The following is a 22423-nucleotide window of genomic DNA, read 5'->3' as shown; positions in this document are numbered from 1 at the left end:
GCAGTCATCACTCTGGTTATTCACTACCTATCACATCAAATGTTTTATCTATAAAAAAACCTCCCGTGTGGGAGGCCGACTCATTTAATAAATCACAGTGGAGAAAGCGGCAATCGCTGCGAATGATAAAAAGGTAAATAGTGACCTGTTCTCATTCGCTTAGGCGAAACCTTGTATTTATGCACTGAGTCATAAGTTTTTGCATTGTTTGTATTTAAAGCACAGATCTCTTCTCCCACTGCTGCATATGCTTCCCTTAAATCAAAATCCAGTTGAGTCAGCCCATCCAGTGCAATAACTTGATAAAATTCTGGTAATTCTAATCCATGACTTGAAACCCAGTTCCCCACCATTTTTCCATCAATATAGACATTCATCGAATGCTTTCCCATAATTTCAAAAGTGACAACTGGATTTAAAGAAGGCTCATCTTGCATAAAGGTGACGTTATCCATGCTGCCATAATCCCCTAATATCACCGTGAACCTCTCATCTACAAACAAACTGTAAATAACAAATCCCTGTTTAACCTGATCAGCAATCCGCTTTTTTTCGGGTTGATGCACAAGTCCGGCAATCATAAAAGCATGATGTGGTACATTTGAGTTGCTGAACGAAAATTTACCCTGACATGCCTGAAAATAGGCAGATAAAAATGGCGCATTAGTCAGTTGATTTGCCCATCCCAACTGAATAAATACATTTGAAAGGTCATAAGGCAACTCAGTGGCTTCCAGCAACACATGATCAAAATTCTTATCTAACTGATAGGCCTGTGCATGAACGGTCTTATCATTGATTTTGAGCAACTGTACGGCGTTTGCTGTTACCCGAATCACTAGATTCTCGATTTTATTAAAATCATTCAGGGTGATCGGCAGCGATATACTACTGAACATAGCAACTCGTTTACCCTCGATACTGAGCGTGACATGATCATGATCATTCTTATAAAGAATTAGGGTTTCAGCCTGCTCACCAATCATAATTTTATAGTCACGATTTGCCTGTAGAGGCTCGATCACTCCTTGCATGTTTGCAGGACGGAATGCCGTCATATGTGGTATAAACTTGGCCTCCGTCACAGCAAGCATATTCCGTGGCTCAATTAACTGATAATCATCGTAAGTCAGTGCGGGCTCCTGCATATCATCAATAACATTTAATGAACCTAGATACGGGTTAGATTCCATCAAGGTCACACCAACCGCATCTGGCGTCATTTTCATGCTAGATGGGACAATATCGGCAGGAGAAAAATGTGTTACGCCTTGATCTAAATACGGAATATTATTTGTATTGTTGATACTATTCATCTTCAATCACCTCAAATTCTTTATAAATTTCAAACCTTTTCCAGGTTTTAGATATAAAAAAACTCGGTCTCCATTACGGTACCGAGTTTTCTTTAGGCAACAAAAAAGCCCATCTGTTGATGAGCTTTTCAGTTTTGTCATATTTAATCTTTAATACGACCAGTATAGTAAAACTATAGCGTGCTTTCCGAAATAATGGAATCCTTAGTTATGCATATTTTTGTAAGTGTTTTTTCGATATTGCTCAATCACAATTTCAGCTTCTTCAATTACTGCTTCAAGTGTTTTAACCATCAGATTTTCATAAGCTTTCCAAGTCTTTCTATAGCTCTCTACATTGATCTGATGACGATGAATTCCTGCATAAGCCATACGTCCTTTCGCAGTGTAATTTTCTTCCAGATCGGGGTCTAAAACGAAGTCTAAAACCATTCTGGCCACTAACCAGGCCAAGTGATACATTGCAATGCGTTCTGGTTCACGCTTCTTATCTCTTACGGCCTGTTCAATAAAAATATCAGCCAAATGCTGACGAACATATTCATAATCACTCGCGGTTTTATTTTCAAATACAATTAACGCAGTTACAGACTTCGCCAACTGTGTATCCATCGCAGCAATTGCACCCAAACGATCCTGATAGTTTAAACGCTCACCTGTACCACGCACATAGGGATCAAATCCTGAAGAACGTACAGTTAAACCGTGTGTTAACCACTCAAATTTTTCAAACTTAGTCACCATTGCATTCATCTTTTCACCTCATCTCATTATTTATTTTTCTGGCTTGATCTATGTTGTCCATAAAGTAATAGATCTTCTGCCAATTTGAATCATCATTTTCATGCTTGCTTCTGCATCCAATGACTTTACTTACTGCATAACGCAGCCCTAATTAACTTTTGAAATGTGCTTTAATGATATTTTTCTCCTTGCTCCACACGGTGCATAGCGTGCTTAATTTCTTCAAATCGAGCCTTGCTACACGGTCGGGTAAAGCTCTTGATTTGAGAAATATAGCTATGCGCGCAACCGAGAACTTCGACCAAAGCCTTGGCTCGTCCCTTATGTTCATTAAGCCAACTGCTAAGCGTTGTGATTTGTTGTTCCGTTGCCTGATTTTCGATACGCTTTTGTTTTTTTAATTGTTTCTGCTCATCTTCCAGTCGCATTGCTTTTAGTTTTTTGCTGTATTTCACTCTTCGTGCTTGAAATTTACTTTGAATCGTCGTGATTGCATTGCCTTTCGCCAGCCAAGCTTCAATTTCAGCATTTAAATTTTGTTTGATATGCATGTTTGGGTTAATTGCCTTACTCATACTCTACCTCCAACATTGAAATTTAGATAACACACCCATAATATTAGCAAACTAATATCAAATCAATAAGAATACTAATTTGACTTCACATTAGTTTGCTAATATTCTGAATTCAATGAATTTGAGGTCGATTGAAATGCTAAAAGATAGGCTCAAAGAAGCTAGAAAAAGAGCGAAGAAGTCTCAAAAAGATGTTGTTGCTGCTGTGGGGATTACCCAATCTGCCTTAAGTCAACTAGAAACAGGATTGGTCAGTTCGTCTTCTCATCTACCCTCTATTGCCAAATTTTTAGGTGTGGATGCTTATTGGCTACAAACAGGCGAAGGTCAGGCTGAACTAGATCCAATACAATCTGAACATTCTATTAATATTTCGCCTGTTCAGGCCAAGATGGCACCTGTCTTGTCATGGGTACAAGCAGGTATTTTTACCAATGTACAAGCTGTTGATATGACTCAAGTTGAAGAATGGCTCCCGCTACCCGATGATTGTGATGAATGCTTTTACCTTAAAGTTCAGGGTTTAAGTAATTACCCCGTATTTCATGAAGGCGATTATATTCTGGTTGATCCAACAGTCCAGTATAGTGATATGCAGTCAGGTGACATGATTGTGGTTAGAAAACATGAAGATGCAACCTTTAAAAAACTGGTGATCGAAACCGATAATTCAAGATATTTACAGGCGCTGAATCCAGAGTTTAAACCCAATATTATTCCCTTAGATGAAGAATGTATTTTCGTGGGTGAAGTGGTCGATTCAATTCGTTATATTTATCAATCCAAACGCCGTTCCAAGATAAAGCACAGTTAAACTGTGACGAGCTTGCATAAAAAATTAGTATTCTGATAAAAATAAAATATTAGTATATTAATAAATAAAACATAAATAATAAGCAAATAAAAAGCCCGAATGAGCTGATCATTCAGGCTTTTTTATTAAATTTCGATATTACTTTGCAGCAGTTGCTTCGGTTGTAATATTTACAGTGATCTTGTCACCCACGTTAGGCACATAGTTGCCTATACCAAATGCTGAACGATTAAAACTAGTGGTCGCATTAAAGCCAATTGCAGGTACTTTTGCCATTGGGTGCTCGCCTTGTTTATTTAACACGGCATCTAATACCACAGGCTTAGTCACACCTTTAACAGTCAAATCACCTGTAATTTTAAAGTGCTTTTTGTCTTTGGTTTCTACTTTGGTACTCTTGAAGGTAATGTTTGGATATTTTGCAGCATTAAACCATGCTTCTTCCTGAAATTCTTTGTCTAAAGCAGGAACATTGGTATTTACGCTGCTTAAAGGAATCGTGACTTCAACTGATGAATTTGCAGGTTTTGCATTATCAACCTTGATTACACCCTGGATGTCAGTGAAGTTTGCACTTGGTGTAGAAAAACCAAAGTGATTCCAGCTGAACACAGTCGCTGTATGCGTTGGGTCAATTTTATAGTCTACAGGCGCTGCCAACGTTACAGAACTTGCTAACGCAACTGCTAAACCGAGGCTTAATGTTTTAAATTGCATTTTTCGTATCCTTGTTTGATATAGCCATTAGTGTATAGATCAAGTATTTTTATTCACTAGTCTTTATAAAACGATATGTTTCATCCATGCAACAATAAAAGCGTTACAGTTATTATTTAAAGCGCCTATCATAAGACCATTCGCTACTCGACAATTGATCTAATAAATAACATGATCAATTGATCAATTGATCAATTTAGATTTAAATTCTTAAAGATAAACAACAAGGTAGAATATGACTCATAAAGTTCAAGCTCAAAATACTTCAACGCCTTATCGTGTTACGCTTACAGACGCTTCTGGTCATAGCTGGTATGCAGATGAGCCTACAGACAAAGGTGGGCAAGATACGGCGCCAAATCCAGTTCAGCTGTTACTTTCCGCTTTAGGTGCCTGTACGACCATTACCTTAGAAATGTATGCCAATCACAAAGGCATTAAGCTTGAGCATGTTCAGGTCGATTTAGCCTTAAATCCGAATGGTGAACCTGAGGCAGGTCAAAATAATATTGAACGTAAAATTACTCTAAAAGGTGAATTTACTGCAGAGCAGCACAAACGTTTGTTAAAAGTCGCGGAAAGTTGCCCAATTCATAAGTTATTAACGTCTAATATTTCGATTCAGACTGAGCTGCATATTTAATTTTAATAAATATAAAAAAAGCGCCCTATTCAGAGCGCTTTTTTACTACTTAATTTAATTAAGCAGTCAATTCTTTAACCGCAGCAACAACCGCTTCAGTGGTAATACCGAAGAATTGGAACAAGTCTTTTGCTGGCGCAGATTCGCCGTAAGTGGTCATACCGATCACTTTGCCGTCTAAACCAACAAACTTCCACCAGTAATCCACATGAGCCGCTTCAACTGCTACGCGTGCACGAATATGTGCAGGCAATACCGCTTCACGATATGTAGCATCTTGCTTCATAAACTCTTCAGCACATGGCATAGACACAACACGCACACCTTCAAGTTGTGCATATGCTTCCATTGCCAATGAAACTTCTGAACCAGCCGCGATGATGATTGCTTTTAACTCGCCTTTCTCTTCAGCAAGCACATAACCACCTTTTGCAACGTTTTGAATTTGAGCTTCATTACGTGCTTGGAATGGCAAGTTTTGACGAGAGAAAATTAACGCTGATGGACCATCTTTACGTTGTAGCGCTGATTTCCAAGAAACCGCTGCTTCAACTGTGTCACATGGGCGCCATGTATTTAAGTTTGGCGTACCGCGTAATGATGCAATTTGTTCAATTGGTTGATGCGTAGGACCATCTTCACCCAATCCGATCGAGTCATGCGTATATACATGAATCACACGTTGCTTCATCAATGCAGACATACGTACTGCATTACGTGCATATTCCATAAACATCAAGAATGTTGCAACGTAAGGAACGAAACCACCGTGTAAAGCCACACCGTTCGCAATTGCAGTCATACCGAATTCACGAACACCGTAATACACGTAGTTGCCCGCTGGATTTTCCTGTACGCCTTGGCAACCTTTCCAAAGTGTTAGATTAGAACCCGCCAAGTCAGCAGAACCACCTAATAATTCAGGAAGTAATGGACCAAATGCTTGTAATGTATTTTGGCTTGCTTTACGTGTCGCAATGGTTTCAGCTTTAGCATTGGTTTCAGCAATGAAAGCATCTGCTTGTGCTGCAAACTCAGCTGGCAAATCACCATTGATACGGCGTAATAATTCTGCTGCTTCAGTTGGATATTTTGCTTGGTATTGAGCAAACAATTCATTCCATGCTGCTTCAGATGTTTGACCTTTTGCTTTTGCATCCCAAGCTGCATATACATCTTCAGGAATAACAAATGAATCTTCTTTCCAGCCTAATGCTTCACGGGTTAAAACGATTTCGTCTTTACCCAATGGTGCGCCGTGGCAATCTTCTTTACCTTGTTTGTTTGGTGAACCTAGACCAATAATCGTTTTACAGATAATGATTGTTGGTTTATTGGTTTCAGCTTTTGCTTCAAGAGTTGCTTGACGAATTGCAGCAGCATCATGACCATCTACATGAAGAACCTGCCAACCGTATGCATTGAAACGTTGTTCAGTATCATCACTGAACCAACCTTCCACTTCACCATCAATCGAAATACCGTTGTCATCGTAGTATGCGATCAACTTACCAAGACCTAAGGTCCCCGCAAGTGAACATACTTCGTGAGAAATACCTTCCATTAAGCAGCCATCGCCAAGGAAGCAGTAAGTGAAGTGATCAACAACGTTTAAATCGTCTTTGTTGAACTGTGCAGCCAAAGTTTTTTCAGCAAGTGCGAAACCAACTGCATTGGCAATGCCCTGACCTAATGGACCAGTTGTTGTTTCAATACCAGGTGCATAACCATATTCAGGGTGACCTGGTGTTTTAGAATGTAATTGACGGAACTGTTTTAAATCTTCAATAGATAAATCATAACCAGTCAAATGCAATAACGCATATTGCAACATAGAGCCATGACCATTTGACAATACGAAGCGGTCACGGTTCGCCCATTGTGGGTTGGTCGGGTTATGATTTAAAAATTCACGCCAAACCACGTCAGCGATATCTGCCATCCCCATTGGTGCACCTGGATGCCCTGAGTTTGCTTGTTGCACAGCATCCATTGCCAAGACACGAATTGCATTTGCAATACGACGTTCATTTAAAGGGGTTGTCATAAGTCAGAATCCGATTAAATCAAATAAGATGAGAGAAGATGAGAAACCATCTTTCAAAAACTGCCACTATTGTCTTAAAAAAACGCCAATGGGTAAAGTCCAATAGACGATATTTCTTGTTTTTCACGCAATCATTTAGCATTAAGTGTGTAAATGTTCATACGATAGGCAGTACCAGCAATATCAAGTAAAAAATTTAAGCGACAAATTACAGATTTATTCATATAAAAAAACCTAAATATCAATTTCCCTGATACTCATATCAATAAAAACATCATGAAAATGAAATAAATTCACGCTTTTTAGTCAGCTTGTGCTAGTCCTATGCGCCAAGTCGATGTAACATACTCTGTCTTTTTGAAAATACCAATGATAGGACGTTCATGCGCGAGTATGCTGTTTTTACTTCAGAATCTGTAAGCGAAGGTCATCCAGATAAAATGGCTGACCAAATTAGCGATGCAATTTTAGATGCAATCCTAAGAGAAGACCCGTATGCGCGTGTCGCTTGTGAAACATTAGTAAAAACAGGTGCGGTTGTTCTTGCTGGTGAAATCACAACGACAGCAAATGTGGACTTTGAAGCGATTGTACGTCAAACCGTAAATGGAATTGGTTATCACCATTCTGACTTAGGTTTCGATGGTTCAACTTGTGCCGTGATCAACATGATCGGTAAGCAGTCTCCTGAGATTGCACAAGGTGTCGATCGTCAAAAGCCAGAAGATCAAGGTGCAGGTGACCAAGGACTCATGTTCGGTTACGCAAGCCGTGAAACTGATGTGTTGATGCCTGCTCCCATCTCTTACGCTCACCGTTTAATGGAGCGTCAAGCAGAATTACGTCGTTCAGGTGCTTTACCGTGGTTACGCCCAGATGCGAAAAGCCAGGTAACGTTTGCTTATGAAAATGGCAAACCGGTTCGTTTAGATGCTGTTGTTTTATCAACTCAACATGATCCTGAAATTTCTCAAATTCAGTTAAAAGAAGCTGTCATTGAAGAAATCGTTAAACCGATCATCCCTTCTGAAATGTTCCATGCAGGCACTAAATTCCATATCAACCCAACAGGTATGTTCGTCATTGGCGGTCCTGTAGGTGACTGTGGTTTAACAGGTCGTAAAATTATTGTAGATACTTACGGCGGTATGGCTCGTCACGGTGGTGGTGCTTTCTCTGGTAAAGATCCATCGAAAGTTGACCGTTCTGCTGCTTATGCTGGCCGTTATGTTGCGAAAAATATTGTTGCAGCTGGTTTAGCAGATAAATGTGAAATTCAGGTGAGTTATGCAATCGGTGTTGCTGAACCAACTTCAATTTCAATCAACACTTTTAACACTGGTAAAGTATCAGACGAGTTAATTGTTCAACTTGTACGTGAACACTTTGACTTACGTCCATACGGCATTACCCGTATGCTAAATCTGATTCAACCAATGTATAAGCAAACAGCAGCTTATGGTCACTTTGGCCGTGAAGGTTCTGACTCTGCCTTTACTTGGGAAAAAACAGATAAAGTAGATATTCTGAAAGATGCAGCTGGACTCTAATCCACGGCTCTTCAATAAAAAAGCTCGCAATTGCGAGCTTTTTTATAACCCCAATCATTATTTATTCGAATTGGTATTATCCTGTTTGAACATCTCCAGCAGCGAATTGCTTTGAACTGGTTGATCTTCTTGATGATGCTGACTATATAAATGTGCAAGTTTAATGACCACCACCACTGCTAAGCAGGCAGCAACACAAAACATCCACAAGCCATAAGGGCTGCGAATATGCTGAGAACCGCAATAAGGGCACTCTTTATCTGTTGATGCGACAACCTTGTCACAACATGCACAATGATATTGATATAACATCATTAATACCTCCTCTCTTTATTTTTTTATTTTCTTTTTACAACAAATACTCATATGTCACACTTTTATCCTATGAGAAAAAAAACCATAATTCAATCACGTTTTCTGACCTATGCATTCAAATTAACAAATTTTTATGACAATTTGATTAGAATCTTAATTTTAAGAAAATCATTAAGTTCTTAATATTATTTTGATCTTTCATGTTATTTGTTAAAATAACGTTTTGCAAATTGTGGAATAGATGATGGCCCAATTGATTAATAAAGGTGGATTTCGCGAACGCGCCAACCGTAGTCGCAAGTACAAACAGTCAGAAAATGAAATCACTACCCTGCAACCTAGCCAATATCAACCACAACCTAAAGAAACAGAGACCTCAACTAATCCCGAATCACACCCCGATCATTCCACCCAAAAAGATCAAACATAAAAAAAGCACACTCAATAAGGTGTGCTTTTTTTACAAAATATGAATCTGATCAATTCACATCTTTAAATTCAATTTTCTTCTGATCAGGTTTTACTTCACGTGCTTCACCATCAATAATGGTTGAGTCACGATACTGACCACCACCTTGTTGTTGATTTTGCATATCTTGCATCTGGCGCATCAGGTCAGCAAACGGGTTCTGTCCTGCAGCACCACCACCCATGTTGCCCATACCGCCCATCATCTTATCCATCATGGCTTGCTGACGTTTTGCCATGGTTTTCATCAAGGCGTTGCGGAACGCCGTTTGAACAGATGGAATCAACACCAATACCGCCAATACATCCGAAATTAGACCAGGAATCATCAGTAAGAAACCTGCCATCGCAAGCGCCAGCTTCTTGGTCACAGCTGGATCTCCACCCAACTGACCTGTCATCTGCATTTGCTGTAATTGCGGCATAATCGTTGAAGCACTTGAACGCAGCAGGTTTAAACCAATAAAGAATGCGATAATGAACCAGAAAAAGACATACCACATACTTCCAACGAGGTCACCCACGCCAATCCAGACTAAAACCTCGGCAATTGTGCCAAATACCACGATAAGAAGTAGATTCATGTCAAATCTCTAAAATTAAAACCTTGTGCAATATTAAACAATCAATCCTGACACAACAAATAAAATAAACTCAATACCCTTAATGATGGGTACATTTTAAAATTTATCAAGTCTTATAGAATAGCTTGTATAAAAAAACTCCCAACTAAAGCAAATCTAATTGGGAGCTTATATATTTTTTAAAGATTAGCCACAAGTTGCTTGAGTAATCTTCTTAGACTGAGGATCGATCGTTACAGTCACACGATTCTCACGATAGTCCATGGTCACTGGCTGATTTGGACCTACACTACGTACAATTTCAGATTTAGTTTTTTGCTTGATTTGCGCTTCTGTTAAGCCAGACTGTCCAACCAATTTAGCGGCTTCGTCAGCGATACATTTAGGTTGACTTGCGCGGAAAAGTTCCCATTCTTCAACCACTTGACCATTTGGCAATTTACAATAACCGACTTGACCATTGGCTTCATTACGGATTTCCAACTGTCCACCTTGGTCTACACAGTATTTACTTGCTGGGTTAGGCATACCAATTTTTGGTGGAGTTGTGTCTTTATTTGGTGTTGCTGAACACGCTGCAAGTGAAGTAAGAACCACACCTAAAAGTAAGATCTTTTTCATAGTTTGAATTCTGATAAAGTGAAAAAGCAAAGATAACAAAATAACTTAACTTTTTATGTCAATGATTTGAAACAAGAGGCTATTTTTCTATTTATATGATTCAAATGTATTCAATACTTAAATCATGACTATTGAATAATCACATACTCTAATCGAATCGCTTCGTCGACCAAATAATGCTCTTTGATAATATAAAAATAAGGTCGCGTGTTAATCCACTCGTCCATTGCCAGAATTGCTTCTGTATAGCCAGTGAGTGCGGAAAAATCTTTGACTTGTATGATATCCATGAGCTGATCTCTTTTTTTATTAAGCCTAGCACACTCAACCTATTTTACTAAAGAATAAAATATAGCCAGATTCATCAACAGATTTTTATACAGCCATGCTCCATTTCGCCAGCATCTCCCCAATATAAAAAGTGCCTCGACATAAGAGGCACTTTTTGGAGACAAGAGAACTCAATATTTAGAAAGAGACCATTTTTCCAGGATTCAGCATACCAGTAACACCATACCAACCTTTTGACATTGGAATCGCAAGCGGCGCCAGTAGACGACCAAATAAAATATCACTGTGCTGGATCTTAGTTAACATTGCATAATCTGTATTTAAACCAGAAAAATCATCTGCAATCGCTTTACCAATACGAACCGTTTGTGCCACACCATGACCACTCCAGCCATGTACCGCATATATTGGATATTTTTCTCCAAATTTTCGGTTATCCGTTGCGCCGTTCATGGTCAGATCACTGACTCCGCTCCAACAGAAATCCATTTCCACATTTTTTAACTGTGGAAATACTTTATTTGCCCGACCAAGCAAATATTGGTTGATTCGACCTACACTCCAGCTTGTACCCGTTCCTTGTCCACCGAACAATAAACGGTTTTTGGAAACACCACGATAATAGTCAATCTGTAACTGTGTATCATAGACAGGATGATCCTGTGGCAATAATTCAGTTAAAGGAACTTCTAAAGGTGCAGTTACCGCAATGTAGGTATGGAATGGAATCGCCGTCTGCTTCTTTTCAGGCAGCAATTTAAAAGCATTGTGATGCACGGCAATAACGACACTTTTACGTGCTTTAATGGTGCCTGTATTGGTTTTGACATAGATACCATCCGCCTGTTCAGAAATAGACAATACCTCTGTCTGCTCAAACACTTGACCACCGTTTTTAGAAAAGCCATGTACCAAAGCACGATTTAAAGCCAATGGATGAATATGACCACCTAAATCATCAACTAGTCCACCTTTATAAAGGTCAGATTTAATTAATTCCTTAAGCTCGTATTCGCCCATAACCTTGGTATTGTTTTCACCTAAATACTTTCTCGCATCTGCGCCTTGCGTCAGTGCGATGAGATGTCCTTCATGCACAGCAGCGGTAATGTGCCCACGCTTACGTGCCAATTCAACATCATATTTTTCACTGATTTGGTCAATTAAGGACATCGCTTCAGTAGAGGTAAAATGCCAAAGCTTTTTAGCATCTTCATAACTAAAACGCTTAATCATTTCCTCAGCTTCCCAACGTGCAAGCCCAGGTGTGAGCTGCCCACCATTTCGACCTGAGGCAGAAGAACCAATACGATTTTTCTCAACCAGAATCGCATCTACACCCTGTTCAGATAAATGCAAAGCCGCGGAAGCGCCCAGTAACCCACCGCCAATGACCACGACATCACACACCTGATCCGAATTGAGTGCATCAAAGGTATGCCAATCTTCCAAAGCGCTTTCATAATAATTGGCTGGATGCTCAAATTTCCCATGCTTAGGATTCACCCAACTCCACTCATTCGAATTTTGATATGCCTTACTTTCTTTAAAGATAACATCATCTAAATGGGCTGGTTTTTTTATACCGTTAGACATTTGGAATTCACCTAAAAATAAATTTTCTTACTAAATAATGAGACAAGCTTAGCCGCAAAATAATGATTAATAAAACCAGAATCTTTCAATAATATTGACAGGTATTGAATAAGTATAATTTTAGGTGAATCGTTAAAACCTTAAATTTTATCGCTGGTTAGCTATTCGGTGTGAAATAAAGCATAAGAAAAATTATAAAAAAGATGGCTGATAAAATAGCTCAGCAAAACTAAGCAAACCAGACTTGTCTGGACATTAAAAAAGCACCCGAAGGTGCTTTTCTCTCTATAGGCTGGTTGCAAGCAATACCACAAAACTAAATAACAACGTGCCTAAAGATCTTTTACAATGTACATGAACTTCATGCTCAAACCCTTGAGCATATGACTCCAAGTTTTCCATAACTCTACCGCTCATTAAATGTACTGCACTTATTAATTTGCCTAACAAATTAACAAAATAAAATTAGCAAAAAGTCGTAGATCTGGCTAGCACAAATTTTGCACAAAAAAGTTGATTTATGACAAAAATAGTCGCTTAACTCAAAATAACTAAATATTTAATTTAAAGAATATGCAAAAGCAGCGATACAAAAAAAGCCCACTAAGGTGAGCTTTTTTCAATTATTTCTTAGTCCTAAGGAACAACGGTAATACCCGTTGCCTGTGGTCCTTTTTTGCCATCAGTAATTGTAAATGTTACGCGTTGGCCCTCATGGAGAACTTTAAACCCGTTGCTTTGGATTTCACTGAAGTGAGCAAAAACGTCCTGTCCAGAATCAGCATGAATGAAGCCAAAACCTTTAGTTTCGTTGAACCATTTCACTGTACCAGTCACAGTATTAGACATATATTTAACCTATTTAATAAATTTGGGGATGCTTAGCAGCAAGTAACTTGGAATCATAAACTCTGAGATTAGATCTGATAAAACGAAAGGTTTATCTAAACTATGAAATGCAAGATTTACTGAATCAACAGCGTTATTCTTCTAGTTGTAATTTACTATACACGAGTTTACTTTTTAGGCGCAATGAATATTTCTTGAGCGTATACAGATGTCCTTATTTGACGATCGGTACACCAACCACCTCTTGCTACTCTTATGATTTTTCCAATAATTTTCAATTAATTATTATTCAGGTTTAATTTAAAAGTCATCAGCTCAGATAATGATATAAATTTTTAACATATTATTTCACAGGCTTTTAGGTTAATTACAAGAGTAACCACTACGTGACCTATGTGTTAAACCGTTCACTAAAATCCTTTTGCCACAAAAAAAGCCCACATGAGGTGAGCTTTCTTTTTACTGGTCTAAAAATTAGATAACAGTGATAAGGGTTGCTTGTGGTCCTTTCTTACCTTGACCAAGTACGAAAGAAACGCGTTGGCCTTCTTGTAATACTTTAAAACCTTTGCTTTGGATTTCGCTGAAGTGTGCAAAAACATCTTCACCAGAATCAGCTTGAATGAAACCAAAACCTTTAGTTTCGTTAAACCACTTAACAGTACCGGTAACTGTATCAGACATACTTTTAAACCTTTTAAAATTTGTTCATTTATAAATTAAATCAAAATTTTCTAATCATGATTTAACTTAATCTATCTTTATTTGATAGATACTGCAAGCATACCAAACTTTAAGCCAAACGAGATAGTAGATTAATAGAAGTATAAAAAGTTTTATCTGCTAAGTGAGCAATATTGCGTTTTAATAAATCGCATAGCTCCAAAACAGGATTTACTTTTAAATCAAAAAATTACATCAAAAATTTACCTGTAAAATAGTGAATAGCTCAAATAGATCCATATAGTGCATAGAAAAAATATCTTAATTTTTTACATTTGAGTTATTTTTTGCATGATGATTTCACCCAAAAATGGTTTTTCATTTCAAATTTAGCCTTGAGCCACTCAAGCATTTCTCTATCAGAAAATGAACTCCCTTAGGTTTGAGCAAAATTATGTCGCTTACTTTCATTCTATCGAGATTAGTCCCCTCAATCTCATACATATCTAAGGCATAAGCAAGTGATTCAGTATTTATGCGGTTTCAGCAGTAGCGTCTAGTGGCAATAAATGACAATTTTCCAGATATAAAAAAAGCCCACATAAAGTGAGCTTCATTTTCAAGCAATCTTATTAGATAACTTTAATCGTTGTTGCTTGTGGTCCTTTTTTACCTTGACCAAGTACAAACGAAACGCGTTGGCCTTCGTTTAATACTTTGAAACCATTGCTTTGGATTTCGCTGAAATGTGCAAAAACATCTTGACCAGAGTCAGCTTGAATGAAACCAAAACCTTTAGTTTCGTTAAACCACTTAACAGTACCAGTAACTGTATCAGACATACTTTTAAACCTTTAAACTTTGTTCATTTATGAGTTAAATCAAATTTTTAATATTGATCTAACTCAATCTATCTTTAACAAATAGATACTTCAAGTGCGTAAACTATCTATATTAATCGATAAAGCTGATTAACATCGGTATAGAAACTTTTGCCATCTAGATTAAAGTCAATTTCCTGACCTGATTCTAGCTGGATCTTCTTTCCAACTTCTACCCATTTAAAACCATTCAACGTATTCTGTTGACGTTTCATCGGGATAATTTGCACACAAATTTCATTGCCATTACTGGCTTTGGCTACACGCCATTCATTAATAATTTTCAACACAAAATCACTCATTCCTGAGCTCAAGTGATCGATTTGGATTTACTATAACGCTAGATATATGGAGAGAGGTAAACTACAATTCTAGAATCTAATAATTTTTAGCTTTCTTTAGGGTTATTTCAGCTAACTTAATTGCTGTCTAATCTTTCAGATAACAACAACTCAATAATCACAGAGCTAATATTCGATTAACTTTAAAAGTGGTAGCGGGAGCTGGATTTGAACCAACGACCTTCGGGTTATGAGCCCGACGAGCTACCAGACTGCTCCATCCCGCAACAACATATTGATCAACATCTTCGATCAATGAGATGCTTTATACGCCCATCTCCCCCACAATGCAAATTTTTTTTATAAAAATCACGTAATTTACGGCCTAATGCTCAAATTAAATACAAATCGTTCAAAATACCCCCGCAATTTACTTAAATGATTGATCTATAAAAATGAGCCAAAATTTAAAAATATTGAACAGGTAAAAGTGAGTTTGCTTAATAAATATGCTATTTTCTTATAATTCAAAATCCTACAAAAATATTATGCATCGAAAAGCCCGCTATGTAACAATATCAACAATCTTTCATTTTTATAGTTCGACATGTCATTAATTATTGGTATTGATCCTGGTTCACGCTTAACAGGTTATGGAATTATCGAAAAAGATGGCAATAAACTACGTTTTGTCGATGCAGGAACCATTCGTACCGAAACTCAGGAAATGCCAGAGCGTTTAAAGCGTATCTTTGCAGGGGTTGAACGGATTGTTAAATTTCATGGTCCGACTGAAGCGGCTGTAGAACAAGTCTTTATGGCACAAAACCCCGATTCGGCATTGAAACTGGGGCAGGCACGCGGTGCTGCAATTGCCGCACTAGTGAATCTAGATTTACAAGTGGCTGAATATACCGCACGACAAATTAAACAGTCTGTGGTCGGTTACGGTGCAGCAGATAAAGAACAAGTCCAAATGATGGTGATGCGTTTGTTGAATCTGAGTATCAAACCACAATCAGATGCAGCCGATGCTCTTGCCGCAGCCATTTGCCATGCGCATGCTTCTGGGAGTATGAGTAAAATGGCTGTGCTCAATGCATTAGGTGGCATGGCACGAGGCCGTAGCCGTGCCAGCACCAGACGCCGTTAATCGTTCTGATTCACCACCTGATAAATCATTTTCCCCATGTCATGCGCCTGTAAACCTCGCATACCATTTTCAGCCAGCAAATCGCCAGCCTGCGCATGTAAAGTCACGATCTCGTGCAAAGCAATTTGCTGATGAAACTGCGCTTTTAAACTGGCAATCATGCCTGCCAGTACATCCCCCATTCCACCTGTGCCCATGCCAGCATTGCCTTGGGTACAGATATTTCTAAAATGAGACTACCCGCGCCTTTAAGCACCCATTGTCCAGCGTACTTTTGTTGCAGTTGCTGAATCGCTGCAATTCGGTCTTGTTCAATTTCCTTTACGCTACAACCGAGTAGGGTCGCCGCCTCACCTGAGTGCGGTGTTGCATATACATGATTATTTAATTGTTGCGGATATTTTGCCAAAAACCAGAGTCCATCTGCATCCAGCACTACTTCTAAGTGTGAATTTTGATTCAGTAGTTCAAACCATTGCCGATAAATATGTTCAGCCCATTGATCCCTCCCTAAGCCCATGCCAAAACATACAGCATCCACCTGTTTAAGTAACTGCTCAATCTCTTCTTGATCCAAGCTATTGATGTCGCGCACCATAATATTGGGCGAACGCGACAAAATAGCCTGATGGTGTTTTGCATGACAAACAATGCTGACTTTGCCCGCCCCAGCATGAAAAGCCGCCTCAGCAGACATGATGACGGCGCCGCCCATATCCGCATGCCCGCCAACAACCAGCACATATCCATAGCTACCTTTATGTCCAAAAGCTTGTCGCTTTGGCAATATGACTTTTTCAGGAGATAAATAAGCCAGCGGTTTTAATTCTATATCTGATGGAATGAGACGAAGAAGATGTAATTTTCCGACATATTGCTTGCCTTGACCTGTGAATAGCCCAGCCTTATAACCCAAAATTGTAAAAGTCTGATCCGCTTGTACAGCAACAGGTAACGCTTGTCCTGTATCGGCCTGCAAACCGCTAGGAATATCGATAGAGATTTTTAAGCCCGTTTGTACATTGACGAGCTGAATGATATTTTGCCAATGTTGGTCGAGCTCCCGATTCAAGCCAATTCCAAATAAGGCATCAATATGACAGTCAAAGGTCGGGATTTCTTGATGGACAGCTTTTTCAGACAATACATAATCTACGCTTTGAATATCAACTTGATGCTTTTGTGCATAAGCTGCTGCTTGTCTTAAATCTGCAGATTGACCAAGTTCAGCCGCAAAGATCGTCACTTTTATTCCCTGCTGCTTTAGATAGGCAGCAATATAGTAACCGTCTCCAGCGTTATTGCCTTGTCCGCACCAAACTGCGATCTTTTGAATTTTCTTTGGCTTAAATTGCACAATTAACTGCTGAGAGATTGCCCAAGCTGCTTGCTGCATAAGCCCTAATGATGAATTTTGCTGAGCAAACCAACGCTGTTCCCATGCTTGGATACTCTGGCTATGGTAAACTACACCTTGCATGTTCTCTTCCTCATTCTAGGTTTATGGCTTCAACCTCTTCATCTCAGACACAATCTCAAAAGATTGAACTACAGCAGCTCGATCCACAAGCACTTAAGGCTTGGATTAAACAACAAGCTTTGGATTTGGGTTTTTCTGATTGTGTCATTGCCAAACCAGATGCTCAAGATCAAATGCCTCGTTTTAAAGAATATTTAGAACGTGGTTACCATGCAGACATGCACTATTTAGAGGAAAATCTGGAAAAGCGTGCAGATCCAACCCTGCTCGTGCCAGGCACAAAAAGCATTATTTGTGTGCGTATGAACTATCTTGTGGCATCACCGAAGCCCCGTTATATCCCTTTTGAACCAAATTCAGCCATTATTGCGCGTTATGCTCGCGGACGTGATTACCATAAAGTCATGCGTGGGCGACTAAAAACTTTAGCCTCGCGGATCAGGGAAAAAGTCGGTGATTTTGAATCACGTCCGTTTGCTGACTCTGCGCCTATTTTCGAAAAGTCGCTTGCTGAAAGTGCCGGAATGGGATGGACAGGCAAACATACCTTATTGATTCATAAAAAGTCAGGATCTTTCTTTGTTTTGGGTGAACTATTTACTTCACTGGAACTGCCTTTTGATGAACCCGCGACCGCACATTGTGGCTCATGTACTGCATGTATCGACATTTGTCCGACTCAAGCGATTGTAGAACCCTACATGCTCGATGCCAGAAAATGTATCGCTTACCTCACCATTGAATATAAAGGAATTATTCCGGAAGAATTACGTGCAGGAATTGGTAACCGTATTTTTGGTTGTGATGACTGCCAACTGATTTGCCCGTGGAATAGCTTTGCCAAAACTGCATCTATTCCAGATTTTGATCCGAGACATGGTTTGGATAATATTAGCCTGCTTGATATCTGGCATTGGGATGAAGCTACTTTTCTTGCCAATACTGAGGGTAGCCCGATCCGCCGTACTGGATATCAATCCTTCAAACGTAATATTGCAATCGGTCTGGGAAATGCTCCATACTCAGCTGAAATTGTCACGCACTTGCAAGATGCAAAAATGTGGCACGACGAGATTGTCAATGTACATATTGACTGGGCAATTCAGCAGCAATTGCAACAGGTCGATGTACTCCAAATAGAAAAATGATGTTTTTTGCCCTTTGGCTTTGGCACGATTTCTGTATGATTAGTCTCAATGTTTGTCATCAATCATCATGGATATAACAATGACCTTACGTAATGACTGGACTCGTGATGAAATCCAAGCTCTATATGATCAACCTTTTTTAGACTTAGTATTTAAAGCGCAAAGCGTACACCGCCAACATTTCCAAGCAAATTCGATTCAGGTCAGTACCCTTCTTTCAATTAAAACGGGTAAATGTCCTGAAGATTGTAAATATTGTTCGCAATCGGCGCATTACGATTCAAAATTAGAAGCTGAAAAACGTATCGCTGTTGATAAAGTCATTCGTGAAGCACAGTCTGCAAAAGAGTCTGGCTCTTCTCGTTTCTGCATGGGCGCTGCTTGGCGTAATCCGCATGAACGTGACATGCCTTATGTGCTGGAAATGGTACGTGAAGTGAAAGCATTAGGTCTTGAAACCTGTATGACTTTAGGTATGTTGAATCAGTCGCAAGCAGAGCGTTTAAAAGATGCTGGCCTCGATTATTACAACCACAATCTGGATACTTCTCGCGAATACTATTCTCATATTATTAGCACCCGTACTTTTGATGATCGTCTGGATACTTTAGATCACGTTCGTCAAGCAGGGATGAAAGTATGTAGTGGCGGTATCGTCGGTCTAGGTGAAAGTCGTAATGACCGTATTGGCTTATTACATGAACTTGCAACCATGCCTGTACATCCTGAATCAGTGCCAATCAACATGCTGGTTCCTATTGAAGGTACACCACTTGCTGATGTCGAAAAGCTGGATGTAACCGAATGGATCCGTACCATTGCGGTTGCACGTATCATCATGCCACATAGTTATATCCGCCTTTCGGCAGGTCGTGAATCACTCAGTGATTCTGATCAGGCGCTTGCATTTATGGCTGGTGCAAACTCGCTATTCTCTGGTGACAAATTATTAACCACACCAAATGCTGGTGAAGGCAAAGATCAGATCTTATTTGCTAAATTAGGTTTAACCGCAGAAAAACCAAAACCGACTGTTGCAGAACTTTCGGTTGATGCCATGAGTGCATAAATGAAAAAGCCTTGTCAAATGACAAGGCTTTTTTTAGATGAAAATTAGATTGATGTCACCAGAATGCCATACTTGGCAGTTAGATACATTCCGACTCGAATAATATCCACGCCTGCTGCATGTGAAACTGAAAGTTCCTGTGTATGCACATCAAAATGCAATGAATCGAAAACGTCTTGATGATGCATTAACCATGTCATTGTATCTGCCATATTTTCATCAGCAGTATACGTTTCTGATTTAAAATCCTTACCCATTAAGCCAATCTAATCATTGAATACATGACACTATCATAGCGAATAGACAGCTTTAAATCAGCTAAGTCAAAGACATTTAGCGATATGAATTCTCGCTAAATGTCTCAATAAGCCTTGGTCGTTTTAAGATTCAGTTTAAGCAGCCTTTGGATTCACAATCGTCTGACCTGATTTCAGGCTTGCAACTGCTTTAGGATTAAATTCCAGTGTAAGTACGTGATTGTCTAAATGGACGTGATACGAACGAATCAATGACTGCTGCCCTTCATCTGTTTCAAGCACATATTCATCAGCAATATTTAAAATACCTTCCAGATTTGTCGTACTTGAAGCGCGGTCATGGCTAAACAAATCATAGATAGTTTGTAGATTAAAGCTGGTTTGCTCTTCCAATGGGTGACTCTTCAAATGGCTTTCTAGGAATAAAACAAACTTATGTGCAAAGAAATAGTAGTTAGGTTTGTGGGTATAAAGCATGTTCATTGAAAGCTCCTTTCGGTGTTTTTTTCATCTAATCATGACTAAAAAACTAAGGTTTCAATCTTAAAAAATTCTTAAAAAAAGTTTGATGTTTTTGTTAACAACCAGAAAGTCTGTTATCATACTTAAGTACTTCTTAATTTATTTTTTACCATTTGTTAAAAAATACGCACTTTCTCATATACCTATTATTCAAAAAAGTTAAACAGTTTGGTCATTTTTATTAATGAAAAAAACAATAAATCATAAGCAAAATTAAATAAACCAACCAAAAAAGTTGGTTTAAACACTATACAAATCAATAAAATATAATACATATCAACAATTTATTTTAAATCGGAAATTTCGCTTAAAATAAAATCAATAATGTGACGTAAGTTGCGGTTTTTAATAAAAATGATATATTCGTCGCATTACTTTTCTGGGAAGAATCCATCGGGAAAAGTAATGTAATTCCATTTTTAAGCTGATGTATTCGAGAAATTATTATGAAAAAACTTGCTTTAATCGCTGCACTTTCGGTTGTCGGTATTGCTCAAGCTCAAGCTGCAGACGGTACAATTACAATCAATGGTTTAGTTACAGATAAAACTTGTGACATTATCACTCCTGCTGGCAAAGACTTTACAGTTGCTCTTCCTACTGTTTCAAAACAAACACTTGCAAACTCTGGTGATGTTGCTGGCCGTACACCATTCCAAATCAACTTGGCAAACTGTTCAGAAGGTAAAGTTGCAACTTACTTCGAACCAGGTGCAACTGTTGACTTCAATACAGGTCGCTTATTAAACCAAGCTGCTTCTGGCGCAAAAAATGTTGACGTTCAACTTTTAGGTAGCAACAACCAAGTAATTCCAGTACTTGCTGCTGGTAGCAATGGCGCTCAAGCAAACTCACAATGGGTTGACGTTGTTGAAGGCGGTGCTGCTGACCTTAACTACTATGCAGAATACTATGCAACTGGCGCTTCTACTGCTGGTGAAGTAACAACTTCAGTTCAATATACAATTATTTATCAATAATCTATTGATACTTGGGTTTCTGTGTTCGCACAGAAACCTTTTTACCGCACTTTTCCTATGAACCTTATTGAGAAGACTCAAATGTCATTGAACAGTCGTAATTTTTTGCTTGGTTTAGCGCTTTCTTCTGCAATCGTAACACCACTTTCTCATGCAGAGATCGTGCTACACGGTACACGTGTAATCTATCCTTCAGATGCGCGTGAAGTAACATTACAGCTCAGTAACAATGGCAACAAACCAGCGCTCGTTCAGGCCTGGATTGACGAGGGCGATCTTAAAAGTACACCAGATCAATCAAAAGTACCTTTTATGATTACACCGCCTATTTCTCGAGTAGAAGCAGCCAAAAGTCAGTCATTGCGTATTACAGCACTGCCGAATGCAAAGCAGCTGAATCAAAAACAGGAAACTGTGCTCTGGTTAAATGTGCTGGACATTCCACCAAGACCGACTGCTAAAGGTGAGGAAACCATTCCAGATAACTTTTTACAGCTTGCAATTCGTTCGCGTATTAAATTTTTCTATCGCCCTGCCAGTATTAAATCTGATGCGAATACAGCTGCAGAAAAACTGCAATGGCGTAAATCTGGACAAAAGTTGGTCATTAAAAATCCAACGCCATTCCACATTACAATGACAGCAATCTATCAATTTGACGGCAACAAGCGCGTTGATCTTTTACCTCAGGGCCTCATGCTCAGTCCTTTCTCTGAAGATCAAGTGCAACTAAAAACAACAAATACCGCAAAAATGAGCTTTGTAAATGTTAATGACTATGGTGGCCGCGTCGAGCAGCCTATCAACTTACAGTAACCCTTAAATATAAGCTCAATATTTAAAGCACCTATGTGAAATA

The 22423-nt window shown here is 38.9% G+C and carries 25 protein-coding genes, 1 tRNA gene and 1 pseudogene; 9 read left to right on the top strand and 18 right to left on the bottom strand.

Annotation, left to right across the window (positions count from 1 at the left end; all coding sequences use genetic code 11):
* Positions 1-92 precede the first annotated feature (92 nt).
* The 3 genes from PJ15_RS16950 to PJ15_RS16940 all read right to left on the bottom strand — a co-directional run bounded on the left by PJ15_RS16950 (position 93) and on the right by PJ15_RS16940 (position 2635).
* Complete coding sequence (locus tag PJ15_RS16950) at positions 93-1316, bottom strand: hypothetical protein (protein WP_047432798.1); 1224 nt, start codon at positions 1314-1316, stop codon at positions 93-95.
* 204 nt (positions 1317-1520) lie between these two features.
* On the bottom strand, positions 1521-2069 hold the full coding sequence (locus tag PJ15_RS16945; protein ID WP_047432795.1) for a hypothetical protein: 549 nt from the start codon (positions 2067-2069) through the stop codon (positions 1521-1523).
* A gap of 161 nt (positions 2070-2230) precedes the next feature.
* Positions 2231-2635 carry a hypothetical protein gene (locus PJ15_RS16940; RefSeq protein ID WP_047432794.1) on the bottom strand — a complete coding sequence of 135 codons (405 nt, stop codon included), beginning with the start codon at positions 2633-2635 and terminating at the stop codon, positions 2231-2233.
* Between the two features lie 136 nt (positions 2636-2771).
* Here PJ15_RS16940 and PJ15_RS16935 point away from each other — a divergent pair, with 136 nt between their 5' ends.
* Positions 2772-3449, top strand: a complete 678-nt coding sequence (locus PJ15_RS16935) for a LexA family protein (protein ID WP_047432792.1) — start codon at positions 2772-2774, stop codon at positions 3447-3449.
* Between the two features lie 138 nt (positions 3450-3587).
* On the opposite strand, the gene PJ15_RS16930 is transcribed toward PJ15_RS16935, so the two are convergent.
* Complete coding sequence (locus PJ15_RS16930; RefSeq protein ID WP_004771813.1) at positions 3588-4166, bottom strand: YceI family protein; 579 nt, start codon at positions 4164-4166, stop codon at positions 3588-3590.
* Positions 4167-4401: 235 nt separating this feature from the next.
* Between PJ15_RS16930 and PJ15_RS16925 the strand changes: the two genes are divergently transcribed.
* The gene (locus PJ15_RS16925) at positions 4402-4809 is read left to right on the top strand and encodes an OsmC family protein (protein ID WP_047432789.1); all 408 of its coding nucleotides are present in this window, start codon (positions 4402-4404) and stop codon (positions 4807-4809) included.
* 58 nt (positions 4810-4867) lie between these two features.
* Here the strand turns inward: PJ15_RS16925 and tkt are convergent, their stop codons facing one another.
* On the bottom strand, positions 4868-6856 hold the full coding sequence (gene tkt / locus PJ15_RS16920; RefSeq protein WP_047432787.1) for a transketolase: 1989 nt from the start codon (positions 6854-6856) through the stop codon (positions 4868-4870).
* Positions 6857-7239: 383 nt separating this feature from the next.
* Between tkt and metK the strand changes: the two genes are divergently transcribed.
* Positions 7240-8406, top strand: a complete 1167-nt coding sequence (gene metK, locus PJ15_RS16915) for a methionine adenosyltransferase (RefSeq protein ID WP_047432785.1) — start codon at positions 7240-7242, stop codon at positions 8404-8406.
* Positions 8407-8463: 57 nt separating this feature from the next.
* Here the strand turns inward: metK and PJ15_RS16910 are convergent, their stop codons facing one another.
* Positions 8464-8721, bottom strand: coding sequence for a hypothetical protein (locus PJ15_RS16910; protein ID WP_004771808.1), 258 nt, complete (start codon positions 8719-8721; stop codon positions 8464-8466).
* 244 nt (positions 8722-8965) lie between these two features.
* On the opposite strand from PJ15_RS16910, the gene PJ15_RS16905 reads away from it, so the two are divergent.
* A complete protein-coding gene (locus tag PJ15_RS16905; protein ID WP_047432782.1) occupies positions 8966-9151 on the top strand; it encodes a hypothetical protein in 186 nt (61 codons plus the stop codon).
* A gap of 49 nt (positions 9152-9200) precedes the next feature.
* Here PJ15_RS16905 and PJ15_RS16900 read toward each other — a convergent pair whose 3' ends face one another.
* From PJ15_RS16900 to PJ15_RS16865, 9 genes are all read right to left on the bottom strand, one after another.
* On the bottom strand, positions 9201-9773 hold the full coding sequence (locus PJ15_RS16900) for an FxsA family protein (protein ID WP_047432780.1): 573 nt from the start codon (positions 9771-9773) through the stop codon (positions 9201-9203).
* Positions 9774-9959: 186 nt separating this feature from the next.
* Positions 9960-10394, bottom strand: a complete 435-nt coding sequence (locus tag PJ15_RS16895; RefSeq protein ID WP_004771803.1) for a DUF333 domain-containing protein — start codon at positions 10392-10394, stop codon at positions 9960-9962.
* 128 nt (positions 10395-10522) lie between these two features.
* Positions 10523-10684, bottom strand: coding sequence for a hypothetical protein (locus tag PJ15_RS18685; RefSeq protein WP_004771802.1), 162 nt, complete (start codon positions 10682-10684; stop codon positions 10523-10525).
* Between the two features lie 178 nt (positions 10685-10862).
* A complete protein-coding gene (locus tag PJ15_RS16890) occupies positions 10863-12281 on the bottom strand; it encodes an NAD(P)/FAD-dependent oxidoreductase (protein ID WP_047432777.1) in 1419 nt (472 codons plus the stop codon).
* Positions 12282-12917: 636 nt separating this feature from the next.
* Positions 12918-13130 (bottom strand): cold-shock protein, encoded by a 213-nt coding sequence (locus PJ15_RS16885; RefSeq protein ID WP_004771800.1) that lies wholly within the window; start codon positions 13128-13130, stop codon positions 12918-12920.
* Between the two features lie 474 nt (positions 13131-13604).
* Positions 13605-13814, bottom strand: a complete 210-nt coding sequence (locus tag PJ15_RS16880; protein ID WP_004771798.1) for a cold-shock protein — start codon at positions 13812-13814, stop codon at positions 13605-13607.
* A 611-nt stretch (positions 13815-14425) separates the two neighbouring features.
* Complete coding sequence (locus PJ15_RS16875) at positions 14426-14635, bottom strand: cold-shock protein (RefSeq protein WP_004661816.1); 210 nt, start codon at positions 14633-14635, stop codon at positions 14426-14428.
* 107 nt (positions 14636-14742) lie between these two features.
* Entirely contained in the window at positions 14743-14976 is a 234-nt protein-coding gene (locus tag PJ15_RS16870) for a hypothetical protein (RefSeq protein WP_004771797.1), read from the bottom strand.
* A gap of 189 nt (positions 14977-15165) precedes the next feature.
* Positions 15166-15242, bottom strand: a tRNA-Met gene (locus PJ15_RS16865).
* 320 nt (positions 15243-15562) lie between these two features.
* On the opposite strand from PJ15_RS16865, the gene ruvC reads away from it, so the two are divergent.
* On the top strand, positions 15563-16108 hold the full coding sequence (gene ruvC, locus PJ15_RS16860) for a crossover junction endodeoxyribonuclease RuvC (protein ID WP_004771796.1): 546 nt from the start codon (positions 15563-15565) through the stop codon (positions 16106-16108).
* Here ruvC and PJ15_RS16855 read toward each other — a convergent pair.
* Positions 16105-17588 (bottom strand): annotated as a pseudogene (locus PJ15_RS16855) (NAD(P)H-hydrate dehydratase). The gene ruvC and the pseudogene PJ15_RS16855 overlap by 4 nt on opposite strands.
* A gap of 23 nt (positions 17589-17611) precedes the next feature.
* Between PJ15_RS16855 and queG the strand changes: the two are divergent.
* On the top strand, positions 17612-18736 hold the full coding sequence (queG, locus tag PJ15_RS16850; RefSeq protein ID WP_047432773.1) for a tRNA epoxyqueuosine(34) reductase QueG: 1125 nt from the start codon (positions 17612-17614) through the stop codon (positions 18734-18736).
* Between the two features lie 79 nt (positions 18737-18815).
* Positions 18816-19805: a biotin synthase BioB gene (gene bioB / locus PJ15_RS16845; RefSeq protein ID WP_004771790.1), complete on the top strand. Its 990-nt coding sequence runs from the start codon at positions 18816-18818 to the stop codon at positions 19803-19805.
* A 44-nt stretch (positions 19806-19849) separates the two neighbouring features.
* Here the strand turns inward: bioB and PJ15_RS16840 are convergent, their stop codons facing one another.
* The gene (locus PJ15_RS16840) at positions 19850-20062 is read right to left on the bottom strand and encodes a hypothetical protein (RefSeq protein ID WP_047432771.1); all 213 of its coding nucleotides are present in this window, start codon (positions 20060-20062) and stop codon (positions 19850-19852) included.
* Positions 20063-20197: 135 nt separating this feature from the next.
* Entirely contained in the window at positions 20198-20545 is a 348-nt protein-coding gene (locus PJ15_RS16835; protein ID WP_047432768.1) for a hypothetical protein, read from the bottom strand.
* 485 nt (positions 20546-21030) lie between these two features.
* On the opposite strand from PJ15_RS16835, the gene PJ15_RS16830 reads away from it, so the two are divergent.
* Both PJ15_RS16830 and PJ15_RS16825 read left to right on the top strand, forming a co-directional pair.
* Positions 21031-21564, top strand: coding sequence for a fimbrial protein (locus PJ15_RS16830; protein ID WP_047432766.1), 534 nt, complete (start codon positions 21031-21033; stop codon positions 21562-21564).
* Between the two features lie 81 nt (positions 21565-21645).
* Complete coding sequence (locus tag PJ15_RS16825) at positions 21646-22380, top strand: molecular chaperone (protein WP_047432763.1); 735 nt, start codon at positions 21646-21648, stop codon at positions 22378-22380.
* Positions 22381-22423: the final 43 nt, after the last annotated feature.

The organism is Acinetobacter sp. neg1 (assembly GCF_000788125.1).
Taxonomy (GTDB): Bacteria; Pseudomonadota; Gammaproteobacteria; order Pseudomonadales; family Moraxellaceae; genus Acinetobacter; species Acinetobacter vivianii.
Note: the sequence above shows the minus strand (reverse complement) of the source record. Positions and strands in the feature narration are given on the sequence as shown.